The sequence below is a fragment of the Bradyrhizobium sp. genome, assembly GCF_049798375.1.
GTDB lineage: Bacteria > Pseudomonadota > Alphaproteobacteria > Rhizobiales > Xanthobacteraceae > Bradyrhizobium.
The window spans coordinates 1-6,099 of the sequence record NZ_JBARGP010000329.1 but is presented as its reverse complement, the minus strand read 5'-3'; the positions used below and the strand labels follow the sequence as shown (position 1 = coordinate 6,099).

The following is a 6,099-nucleotide window of genomic DNA, read 5'->3' as shown; positions in this document are numbered from 1 at the left end:
GCGGAAGGCGGCGCCAAGCGAGCGGCCGCTGCCACCGAGCCGGCCGCCAAGCCGGCCAAGCCGAAGGCGGCTGCCAAGCCCAAAGCCGAGGCCAAGCCCGAGGCCAAGCCAAAGAGCAACAGCTAACAGGGCGCGCGGATCGCCTGACGGCGGTCCACCTGCTAATGCCTCGCGCAGCGCAAGCTGTTAATCCTCCTCCGCAACGCGGTGGCCCGCCGCTTGCCTTGCGATGCGGCAGGTTCGATACTCGCAGCCTGAATGGGATCGCTGCCGATGAGGTGCGACGATCGGACAGGCAGAGAGGAAGACCATGGAGCGCATCTGGCTCAAGCATTATCCGGCCGGCGTTCCGGCCGATATCGACCCGACGCAGTATTCCTCGCTGGTCGAGCTGCTGGAAGAAAGCTTCAGGACATTCGCCGATCGCAAAGCCTTCGTCTGCATGGACAAGGCGATCAGCTATCGCCAGCTCGACGAGATGTCGACCGCGCTCGCCGCCTATCTGCAGTCGCTCGGCCTGCAGAAGGGTGCCCGCGTCGCGCTGATGATGCCGAACGTGCTGCAATATCCGGTGGCGATCTCGGCGGTGCTGCGCGCCGGCTTCACCGTCGTCAACGTCAACCCGCTCTACACGCCGCGTGAGCTCGAGCACCAGCTCAGGGATTCCGGTGCGGAAGCGATTATCGTGCTGGAGAACTTCGCCCACACCGTGCAGCAGGTCATAGCCCGGAGCGCGGTGAAGCATGTCATCGTCGCCAGCATGGGGGACATGCTCGGCTTCAGGGGCGTCATCGTCAATCTCGTCGTGCGCCGTGTGAAGAAGATGGTGCCGGCCTTTGCGCTGCCGGGCGCCGTCTCGTTCAACAGCGCCATATCAGCCGGTCGGAGCAAGCGCTTCGCCAAACCCACGATCGGTCCCGACGACGTCGCCTTCCTGCAATATACCGGCGGCACCACCGGTGTCTCCAAGGGCGCCACCCTGCTCCATCGCAACATCGTCGCCAATGTGCTGCAGAACGACGCCTGGCTGCAGCCGGCGCTGGCCAAGCCGCCGCAGATCGACCAGCTGCTGGTGGTCTGCGCGCTGCCGCTCTATCATATCTTCGCGCTCACGGCCTGCTTCCTGCTCGCCGTGCGCGCCGGCGGCGCCAATCTGCTGATCCCCAATCCGCGCGACATCCCGGGCTTCATCAAGGAATTGATGAAGTACCAGGTCAACAATTTCCCGGCGGTCAACACGCTCTACAACGCGCTGCTGCACCATCCCGATTTCAAGAAGGTCGACTTCTCCAAGCTCAAGATCTCCAACGGCGGCGGCATGGCCGTGCAGCGCCCGGTGGCCGAACTGTGGCAGAAGGTGACCGGCTGCAGCATCGCCGAAGGTTATGGCCTGTCGGAGACCTCGCCAACCCTGACCTGCAATCCGCCCGACTCGACTGCGTTCAATGGCTCGATCGGCATCCCCGTGCCGTCCACATTCGTTTCCATTCGCGACGACGACGGCAATGAAGTGCCGCTCGGACAGGCCGGTGAGATCTGCGCCAAGGGCCCGCAGGTGATGGCCGGCTACTGGAACAGGCCGGACGAGACCGCCAAGGTAATGACGGCGGACGGCTATTTCCGCACCGGTGACATCGGCATCATGTCCGAGGACGGTTACACCCGGATTGTCGACCGCAAGAAGGACATGATCCTGGTCTCCGGCTTCAACGTCTATCCGAACGAGGTCGAGGAGGTGATCGCAAGCCATCCGGGCGTGCTCGAGACCGCCGTGATCGGCCTGCCCGACGCGAAATCCGGCGAGGTAGTGAAGGCCTTCATCGTCCGGAAGGACCCCAATCTCGCCGCCGACGACGTCATCAAGTTCTGTCACGAACAGCTGACCAACTACAAGGTGCCGAAGCAGATCGAGTTCAGGACCGAGCTGCCCAAGACCAATGTCGGCAAGATCCTGCGCCGGCAGCTGCGCGACGAGAACAAGCCGGCAGCCGCCTGAGCCGGCTCGCGCGACGATTGGGTGGACGCGCGTTCGGCGCGGACGGACGTTGCCGTTTCCGCCCGAGCGAATATGGTATTACCGACCGCCCACATTGATCCATTCGAGGGAGAGAACGAGATGACTATCCAAGTCGGCGACAAGCTGCCGGAGACCAAGTTTCGCGTCATGACCGCCGAGGGCCCGCAGGTCAAATCCACCGATGACATCTTCAAAGGTAAGAAGGTGGCACTGTTCGCGGTGCCCGGCGCCTATACCGGCACCTGCCACAAGATGCATCTGCCGAGCATCTTCCTCAACGCCTATGCCATCAAGGGCAAGGGCGTCGACACCATCGCCATCGTCTCGGTCAACGACGCCTTCGTCATGAATGCCTGGAAGCGCGACACCGACCAGCGCGACGAGGCCGTGTTCCTGGCCGACGGCAATGCCGATTTCACCAAGGCGATCGGCATGGAGCTCGACGCCTCCGGCAACGGCCTCGGCATCCGTTCCAAGCGCTACTCGATGCTGGTCGAGGACGGCGTGGTGAAGAAGCTCAACCTCGAGCCCGCCCCGGGCAAGGTCGAAGTCTCCGGCGGCGACACCCTGCTCGGGCAGCTGTAAGGCGCCTGAGTTCTTACTTTTGAGGCGCGGAGCTTCCTACACCACCGCTGTCATTCCCCGCGAAGGCGGGGAATCCAGTACGCCGCGGCCTCTCGGTTGATCATAACCGCCTCTGGAATACTGGATCACCCGCCTGCGCGGGCGATGACAGTTGTGAGTGAGGCTTCGAGCATCGGCCTTCAACTAACCCCTTACGTTCTGCTGCAACCTTGCCATCGCGACGCCGTCGCGGGCGAGCTGGTCGGCGCGCTCGTTCTCGGCGTGACCGGCATGGCCTTTGACCCAGTGCCAATGCACCGTGTGCGGCTTCAACGCCGCATCGAGCCGCTGCCACAATTCGGCATTCTTCACGGGCTTCTTGTCGGCGGTCTTCCAGCCGTTCTTCTTCCAGCCATGGATCCAGGCGGTGATGCCCTGCCGCACATATTGGCTGTCGGTGTAGAGCTCGACCTGGCACGGCTTCTTCAGGGCTTCGAGCGCCGAGATCGCCGCCATCAACTCCATCCGGTTGTTGGTGGTGTGCGGCTCGCCGCCCTTCAGCTCCTTCTCCTTGTCGCCGAATTTGAGGATCGCGCCCCAGCCGCCCGGACCGGGATTACCGGAGCAGGCGCCGTCGGTGTGCACGACGACCAGCGGCAATGCGGTCATGCCGCCACTCCGGAACCAGTCAGGCCGTAGTCACGCGAACTCGTCACGGTCTGGTGGAAGCGCAGCTTGCGGACATATTCGAGCGGATCCTTCGGCTTCACCAGTGCGCCGGGCGGGACATTGAGCCAATCGACCAGCCGCGTCAGCAGGAAGCGGATCGCAGCGCCCCGCGCCAGCAGCGGCAGCGCCGCCTGCTCGGCCTCCGACAGCGCACGCTCGCGGCCATAGGCGTTGAGAAAGGCGCGCGCCTTGGTGACGTTGAAGGAATGATCGGCCTCGAAGCACCAGGCATTGAGGCAGATCGCGACGTCATAGGCGAGGATGTCGTTGCAGGCGAAGTAGAAGTCGATCAGTCCCGACAGCTTCTCGCCGAGGAACAGTGCGTTGTCCGGAAAAAGATCGGCATGGATGACGCCCTCCGGCAGCTCGCGCGGCCAGGAGGCTTCGAGATGATCGAGCTCGACGGCGAGGAAGGCCGAGAGGCCCGGCTGCACAGTATCAGCGCGCGCCGCGGCCTGCTCGAACAGCGGCCGCCAGCCAGCGACCGACAGCGCATTGACGCGGCGCATCGGGAAGTCACCGCCGGCAAGATGCAGCTTCGCCAGCGCCTGGCCGATACCGGCGCAATGCAGGGCGTTCGGCTTGCGCGGCCACACGCCTTCGAGGAAATCGATGATCGCGGCCGGCCGCCCGGAAAGCTCGGACAGCGTCTCGCCATCTCTCATGCGCACCGGCTGCGGACAGACGATGCCATGGCGCGCAAGATGCGCCATCAGGCCGAGGAAGAACGGCAGGTCGCCCTTCGCGACGCGCTTCTCATAGAGCGTCAGGAAGAACGAGCCCGTGGTCGTGTGCAGCAGGAAGTTGGAGTTCTCGACGCCTTCGGCGATGCCCTTATAGGAGAGCAGCTCGCCGATGTCGTAGTGACGAAGGAATTCCGCGAGCTCATCGGCGGCGACATCGGTATAGACCGCCATGTAGTATCCCGATCCCGAAGTTCGCGTGCCCCACCGCTCCCCTGATGCGAACTGGATCAAGGGAGCATGACGTGCTTGATCTTCGAGGCGTCTATTCCGCGGCGGCTTCGGGCCGCAGCGAGCGCGGCAGCGGGAAGAACTCGTTCTCCTCGGCGGCCGACACCGTCTCGACGTGCAGCGTATAGCGCTCGGCGAAGGCGCCCATGATCTCCTCGACGATCACCTCCGGCGCCGAGGCCCCGGCCGTGATGCCGAGGCTCGAAATGCCCTCGAAGCGCGCCCAGTCGATGTCGGAAGCGCGCTGTGCCAGCACCGCAATAGGGCAGCCCTCGCGCTCGGCGACCTCGCGCAGGCGCTGCGAGTTCGACGAGTTCGGCGCGCCGACCACGATCAGGGCGTCGACCACCGGCGCGACCTTCTTGACCGCGAGCTGGCGGTTGGTCGTGGCGTAGCAGATGTCTTCCTTGTGCGGGCCCGAAATGTTCGGGAACCGGCCCTTCAGGATGGCCACGATATCCTTGGTGTCGTCGATCGACAGCGTGGTCTGGGTCACGAACGCCAGATTGTCGGGATTCTTCGGCGTGAAGGTCGCGGCATCGTCGGCGGTCTCGATCAGGGTCACGGCGCCGGCCGGCAGCTGACCGACGGTGCCGACCACCTCGGGGTGGTGGGAATGGCCGATCAGCAGGATCTCGCGGCCGCGCTTGAAGTGGATCGCGGCCTCCCGGTGCACCTTGGTGACCAGCGGGCAGGTCGCGTCCAGAGAGAAGAAATTGCGGGTCTGGGCCTCGGCGGGAACCGATTTCGGCACGCCATGGGCGGAAAACACCACCGGTGCATTGGTATTGTCGGGGATCTCGGCCAGTTCTTCGACGAAAATGGCGCCCTTGGTCTTCAGGCTGTCCACGACGTATTTGTTATGGACGATCTCGTGGCGGACATAGACCGGGGCGCCGTAAATGGTGAGCGCCCGCTCGACGGTGTCAATGGCCCGCACCACGCCGGCGCAGAAGCCCCGCGGCGAACAAAGCACGATTCTGAGGTCTGGTTTGGCTGCCATGAAGCTGATCTGTGCGGGCTGATTTTCGGCCGACCCGAGCCCCCGGGCCGGCATGCGGGGGGCGGTCCATAGGACTTGTTCAGACAAGGACTTGGGACCGCTTTCGGGCGCTGTCAAGGCGTTTCCGCAAGGCATTGCGCCACGGCCCCGGAAGGGACTATATAGGGGCGAATTCCCGTCATCGTCGATGACCGCAGGTTTCGCCACCAAGGTGGAGGCGGAGCACAAAGGAGATTTGCCATGAGCAACGCCCCGCTGATGCCGAAGGCAACTGCCGTGTGGCTGGTTGACAATACGGCGCTGACCTTCGACCAGGTCGCCGATTTCACCAAGATGCACCCGCTGGAGGTGCGCGCCATTGCCGACGGTGACGCCGCCCAGGGCATCAAGGGCATGGACCCGATTTCGACCGGCCAATTGACCCGGGAAGAAATCGAGAAGGCCGAGCGCGACCCGGATTACCGGCTCCGGTTGCAGGAGAGCAAGGTGGTGCTGCCGCCGCAGCCGAAGCGCAAGGGCCCGCGCTACACCCCGGTGTCGCGCCGCCATGAGCGTCCGAGCGCGATCCTGTGGCTGGTCCGCAACCATCCGGAGCTGAAGGACGCCCAGATCATGCGTCTGGTCGGCACCACCAAGACGACCATTGCCAGCGTCCGCGACCGCACCCATTGGAACGCCCAGACCCTGACCCCGATGGACCCGGTGACGCTCGGCCTGTGCTCGCAGATCGAGCTCGATTTCGAGGTGCAGCGCGCCGCCAAGGAAAAGCCGCTCGACGTCAATTACTCTGGCGCCACCCTGCTGCCGGCGTC

The 6,099-nt window shown here is 64.3% G+C and carries 6 protein-coding genes; 3 read left to right on the top strand and 3 right to left on the bottom strand.

The window, feature by feature from the left end; genetic code table 11:
- Positions 1-310: 310 nt before the first annotated feature.
- Positions 311-1,996 carry a long-chain fatty acid--CoA ligase gene (locus tag WA702_RS14070; protein ID WP_425111139.1) on the top strand — a complete coding sequence of 562 codons (1,686 nt, stop codon included), beginning with the start codon at positions 311-313 and terminating at the stop codon, positions 1,994-1,996.
- Positions 1,997-2,116: 120 nt separating this feature from the next.
- Positions 2,117-2,602: a peroxiredoxin gene (locus tag WA702_RS14065; protein WP_425111138.1), complete on the top strand. Its 486-nt coding sequence runs from the start codon at positions 2,117-2,119 to the stop codon at positions 2,600-2,602.
- A 183-nt stretch (positions 2,603-2,785) separates the two neighbouring features.
- On the opposite strand, the gene rnhA is transcribed toward WA702_RS14065, so the two are convergent.
- The 3 genes from rnhA to ispH form a co-directional block, all read right to left on the bottom strand.
- Positions 2,786-3,250: a ribonuclease HI gene (gene rnhA / locus WA702_RS14060; protein WP_425111137.1), complete on the bottom strand. Its 465-nt coding sequence runs from the start codon at positions 3,248-3,250 to the stop codon at positions 2,786-2,788.
- Entirely contained in the window at positions 3,247-4,227 is a 981-nt protein-coding gene (locus tag WA702_RS14055; RefSeq protein WP_425111136.1) for a homoserine kinase, read from the bottom strand. Before WA702_RS14055 ends, rnhA begins: the two co-directional genes overlap by 4 nt.
- Before the next feature lie 91 nt (positions 4,228-4,318).
- Positions 4,319-5,287, bottom strand: a complete 969-nt coding sequence (gene ispH / locus WA702_RS14050; RefSeq protein ID WP_425111135.1) for a 4-hydroxy-3-methylbut-2-enyl diphosphate reductase — start codon at positions 5,285-5,287, stop codon at positions 4,319-4,321.
- Positions 5,288-5,527: 240 nt separating this feature from the next.
- Here ispH and WA702_RS14045 point away from each other — a divergent pair.
- Positions 5,528-6,099: DUF1013 domain-containing protein (locus tag WA702_RS14045; protein WP_425111134.1), on the top strand; the 572-nt coding region annotated here is incomplete at its 3' end.